We start from the raw sequence: 4253 nt of genomic DNA, 5'->3' as shown, positions 1-4253 counted from the left end.
GACCAGCCCGCACGAGGTGCAGGTGTGGATGCGCTCGGAGAGGGTTTTGGCGATGCGTTCTCCACAGAAGCAGGTCTGGGACGACTTTGTGGTGAAGGTGGAGGCCCGCAGCATCCGACCGCCGGTCTTCTCGCACTCCCGGGCTATGGCGGTGATGAGTCGGCCGGGTGTGGCGGCTCGGAGGGCTTTGCCCCACACCCGGTACCAGGCGCGGATGTCGCAGTCCTCGACGACGAAGTTCGCGCCGTGGCCGGCGGTGATACACCCGGCTATGCGCCGGGCGCGGTGGTCTTTCGCCGCGGCCGCCTCGCCGCTGCTTCGGCGAGGCGGGCACGGTTGAGGCGGTAGCCTGCCGACAGCGTCTCGCGCCGGTACGCCTGTTGAGGCACGCCGGCCTTGTTCGCTGACCGGGCGCCGCGGGAGTTTCGATGGTCCGCTCAGGCAGGCCGCCGGCCTGGCGCCGTTCGGCCCGGGCCTGCTGCCGCTTCGACGGTTCGTACTGGCCGGGGTTTGAGGCCCGGCGGGAACGGTCGAGCGCGTGTTTGCGCCCTCCCTCCTTCCGTCGAGCTTTCGCCAGGGCTGCGAGCTCGTCGTCAGTGAGCTCGACCCGCATCGCCTCGATATCGCCGTGAGCAGGGTCGAACGTGGAGGGGAAGGAGACGATAGACAGGTTCGAGATGTTGCCGTCGACTCCGCCGATCCGGTCGAGTTCAGCTGCGGCAGCGCGCCAGGCCTTCGTGGTGGGTGATGCGTAGCCGCCGGCCAGGACCATCAGGTGGGCCTCGTGCCCTCGCGCAGCAGCAACGCCGGGACCCATATGCTCCCTTCATGCGCCTGCGTCTCGCGCACTGCACGACCACCCAACTTCGCGCGCGGACGGGCTTGACCGACCCGCAGATGCAGTATCTGATACGGCAGTTGAGGGAGCTCGCACCGGACACGGGCCGCGGCCGGCCCTGGGCACTACCAATCGCCGACCCAGTCCTGCTGATCGTCCTTGCCTACCGGACCAACCTCACCCTGCAGCAACTGCGATCGAGCCCGCGCCTCCAGCGCCGAGTTCAGCAACTTGACGTCCGCAGACCAATCCAGGGCGGCAGGTCCGTCGATGGCGAGGGTGATCGGCCTATCGGGAAGTGTGGCGACCAGGGCGCTCCACCCCGGGGTGACTACTCCGCCAAGTGCTGGGTAACGAAGGTTTGGTTGGTAGGCCACCTTGTAGACGTCCAGCTCCTCCGTGAACGGGCGCCCGTTGCTGACCCCGGGCAGCACCAGTGCCGTGTCGCGCGCTCCGTCCTGGAGCTTCTCGCCGCTGATGGGCATGACGAAGGTCAGGCGCGGCGGCCGTAGGTGCGCGGATCCACGGGCTGCTCGGACTTGGGAAGCCCGCCGACCACGAGACGGTAGGAGTCGATCACGAGCTCCTTCACCAGCTTCTCGTCGACGGTGCCCCCGCCTTCCACCGTGATCCAGTGCCTCTTGTTCATGTGATAGCCGGGGGTAATGTCTGCGTACTCCTCACGCAGCGCTGCGGCGTCGTCCGGATCAGCTTTCAGGATCACGACGGGGCGCCCCGGCATGTCGGTCATGAGCATGAAGACCTTGCCGCGCACCTTGTAGAGCTCCCAGTCGGGGCCGAAACGACGCTCCAGGTCGGTGGCGGGCAGTTCCACAGTGCAGTCGCCCGCGATTTTCTGCAGCTCCTGTCCGTCCAAGGTGATCAACTCCTCTATCGATCTGGGTGCCCTGACCGCCCGGCCAAGGCCCAAGGTGGCGTCTCCCGCATGGCCGCCACGAACGGCGGCGCCCGCACGCCGGCAACAGTGACGGAAGCCGACGGGGTACAGAGACAGTTACGCGGGCGGCGCGACGCAGGCGGCCAAATCCGCGCTGGCCATGACCGAAGCGTATGCGCGCGTCCGCCCACACGTGTGGACCATTTTCTGAGCAAAAGGCCGGGCCACTTCGCGTCGAACGGCCAGGCGGGCCCCTGGGCGCCGCCTGTCAGGCCAGTTGCACCGCGAAGCCGGAGCGCCACGTCGCATGCTCGGGGCGCCATGCTCGGAGTGTGGGTCAGTATCTCCGACGGGACGCCTGTCGGGGCCGGGGTGCGGCCGCTGGAAGGCCTCCGGGGCCAGCGCAGCAGGGCGCGCCGGGCCGTGTGACGAGACACGCCCACCGCCAGCATCGCCAGCAGGCGTGCCCCGGCCCGGCCCGCTAACTCCTTGCCCACAGCCTTGACCTGACTGGTCAGGCGAGCTGTGCGTCGTTGGTATCGCTCCAGCACTCCAGGCACCTGCTCGCGGAATGTGTGACGGCAACCGCGCGTGGGACACACCAAACGCCGCACTCACACACGGACGACCAATGGGTCGACCGGCGGCCGTCGACACACTGGCCCGGATCAGGCCCCGGCCGCTGGTGACGTTCCGGCATGGCCCGCACGCCTCACTGATGCGGGGCGCTGGAGCGGTTCGACGAGGAGTCCCACACGAACCCGTCCTCGCTGCTGACGAAGCGGCCGTAGTCCCGTGGCCGGCCAGGGGGCGCTGAGAACCCTTCAGAGGCGGTAGCGCTGTTGCTGGACGAGACTGGCCGCGTCGCCTGGTCTACGACGACCGATGCCGCCAAGAGGCCGCGACGCTAGACGAGCGGTACGCCGTGAACGTCGAGGCGCCGCGAGACTGACATCGCGCAGGCCGTGACGACCGGCGGCGCCTGCCGCCGGCCCGGTTGCCCGGGCTGGGCCGACAGCGAGGATCGAGGTGTCCGCGGTCTGCGTACTTCAGCCGTTCCCAATGCCGTTGGTGTTTAGATGAAGGTGAACAGCTGGTCGGCGTCGAAGCGTGAGATCGGGGTGGTGTACACCTTCTCCGGGTCGGGGTAGCCGAGGGCCAGCAGCACCGTTGTGCTGTGTCCGGTCTCGCGGATCTTGAACGCCTTGTCGACACTGGTCGGGTCGAATCCCTCCAGCGGTGTGGCCTCGACGCCGAGCTCGGCGGCCGCCATCATGGTCAGGCCCACCGCCATGTAGGTCTGCTTCTCCATCCAGTGGTTCAGGTCCTTGTAGCCGTAGTTGCGCAGGTTGAGGAAGTCGCGGGTCATCGACTCCCACAGCTGCTGCTTTGACGGGTCAGGGAACCGGCCGTCGGCCCTCTCCTTGCTGAACACCGCCTCGAGGTGGCTGTCGGGCACAACTGCCCGGGTGGTGAGGATGATGGTGTGCGAGGCGTTCAGGATCTTCTCGGCGTTGTCCTGGAATCGTTCGCCCAGGTTGTTGGCGAGCCGCTCTTTGCCTTCGGGCGTGGCGAGGACGTAGAAGTGGTTGGGCTGTACGTTCACCGATGACGGCGTGGAGCGCAGGAACCTCAGCAGCTGCTGAAGGGTATCCTCCGGAATGGTCTTGCTGGGGTCGAAGTACCTGGTGAGGTGCTTGCTCATGAGCTTGTCGAGATTCATGTCAATCTGTCTTTCTTCTTGCGATCAGTAGGTGAGGTGCGGTGGTTCGCAGGGCTTGGAACTAGTTCGTGCCGCGGGCGAGTAGTTCGCTGATGCGCTCGAAGCTGATTCCTGTGGTCGCCGACGCGAGGTCGCCCGCGACGAGCGCCTTGGTGGCCTGTTGGAGTGCCTCCATGGCGTGGGCATAGAGGAACGGACCCAAGCTGATGCGCTTGACCCCGGCCTTCTGCAGCTCAGCGACGGTCAGCACCTTGTCCGCCGGCGAGATGAGGACGTTGACCGGTGTCGGCGCGACCGCGGTGACGATCGCGACGAGTGCGTCGAGGTCGGGTGGGAACGGCGCGTAGAGCACATCCGCGCCGGCCTCGGCGAAGGCCGTCAGACGCCGGATGGTGTCGTCGAGATCGGGCCGCCCCTGGATGAAGTTGTCGGTGCGGCCGGTGACGACGATGCGCCCCTTGGAAGCGTCGACGGCGCTGCGAACGCGGTTGACTGCGTCGTCGAAGTCGCGGATCGGCCGTTCGGGATTGCCCGAGGTGTCTTCGATCCCGATCCCGGCCAGGCCACAGGCCACGGCGGCTTCCACGGTCGCTGCGACGTCTTCCGGCGTGTCGCCGTAGCCGTCCTCGAAGTCTCCGTTGACGGGCAGCCCGGTGAGCTGACCGATCAGCCGCGCATGCTCGAGGTGCTCTTCGCGGGTGACTTCGTGCCGCCCGTCGGACCGGCCGAGCGTGGCAGCGAGCGCCGCCGACGATGTCGCGATCGCCTCGAAGCCGGCATCGGCCAGCATCAGC

At 67.5% G+C, this 4253-nt stretch carries 4 protein-coding genes and 1 pseudogene; all 5 read right to left on the bottom strand.

Annotated features, from left to right (window positions below; all coding sequences use genetic code 11):
* Positions 1 to 963: 963 nt before the first annotated feature.
* Positions 964 to 1323, bottom strand: coding sequence for a hypothetical protein (locus ABZ904_RS50740; protein ID WP_359412334.1), 360 nt, complete (start codon positions 1321 to 1323; stop codon positions 964 to 966).
* 8 nt (positions 1324 to 1331) lie between these two features.
* Entirely contained in the window at positions 1332 to 1715 is a 384-nt protein-coding gene (locus ABZ904_RS50735) for an MmcQ/YjbR family DNA-binding protein (protein ID WP_359412336.1), read from the bottom strand.
* A 422-nt stretch (positions 1716 to 2137) separates the two neighbouring features.
* A pseudogene (locus ABZ904_RS50730) lies at positions 2138 to 2380 on the bottom strand (ISL3 family transposase); the annotation flags it as partial.
* Between the two features lie 431 nt (positions 2381 to 2811).
* The gene (locus ABZ904_RS50725; RefSeq protein ID WP_361831085.1) at positions 2812 to 3459 is read right to left on the bottom strand and encodes a nitroreductase family protein; all 648 of its coding nucleotides are present in this window, start codon (positions 3457 to 3459) and stop codon (positions 2812 to 2814) included.
* Positions 3460 to 3520: 61 nt separating this feature from the next.
* A partial coding sequence (locus ABZ904_RS50720) for an isocitrate lyase/phosphoenolpyruvate mutase family protein (protein WP_361831082.1) occupies positions 3521 to 4253 on the bottom strand: 733 nt, incomplete at its 5' end.

It is taken from the genome of Streptomyces sp. NPDC046900, assembly GCF_040644975.1.
GTDB lineage: Bacteria > Actinomycetota > Actinomycetes > Streptomycetales > Streptomycetaceae > Streptomyces.
Note: the sequence above shows the minus strand (reverse complement) of the source record. Positions and strands in the feature narration are given on the sequence as shown.

Bases quoted from the DNA above. Each gene is read 5' to 3' on its own strand.
- ABZ904_RS50740 (WP_359412334.1), bottom strand. From the start codon at position 1,323: ATGCCCATCAGCGGCGAGAAGCTCCAGGACGGAGCGCGCGACACGGCA.
- ABZ904_RS50725 (WP_361831085.1), bottom strand. From the start codon at position 3,459: ATGAATCTCGACAAGCTCATGAGCAAGCACCTCACCAGGTACTTCGAC.